This window comes from Neolewinella lacunae (assembly GCF_014349155.1).
In the GTDB taxonomy this organism is placed as follows: domain Bacteria; phylum Bacteroidota; class Bacteroidia; order Chitinophagales; family Saprospiraceae; genus Neolewinella; species Neolewinella lacunae.
Genome location: NZ_JACSIT010000001.1, coordinates 1 through 278, shown reverse-complemented (window position 1 = coordinate 278; position 278 = coordinate 1). Strand labels below are relative to the sequence as shown.

At 62.9% G+C, this 278-nt stretch carries 1 protein-coding gene; it reads right to left on the bottom strand.

Features of this window, described 5'->3' with window-relative positions; all coding sequences use genetic code 11:
* Positions 1-278 (bottom strand): hypothetical protein (locus H9S92_RS00005; protein WP_187464684.1); only part of this gene is annotated, 278 nt, incomplete at both ends.

The following is a 278-nucleotide window of genomic DNA, read 5'->3' as shown; positions in this document are numbered from 1 at the left end:
GCGGCGTACACATCGTTGTCGATGTTGTCGTTGCCGTTGTCGTCGTCCGTGCCGTCCATGTCGTTGCCGTCGTCCAGCGTCTGGTCAAACTGCGGCGCACCGGGGTTGTAGTTCCGGTCCGTGAAACGGCTCAGGAACGCGAAGTCGTCCGTCAGCGTGGTCGTCACCCGGGGGATTACGTTCAGGTAGAGCAGTTGCGTCTCGGGGTTGCGGATGCCGTCGCCGTCCCGCGGGATCAGGTAGGGCTGGCCCAGCGTGTTGTACTCACACCAGTTCAC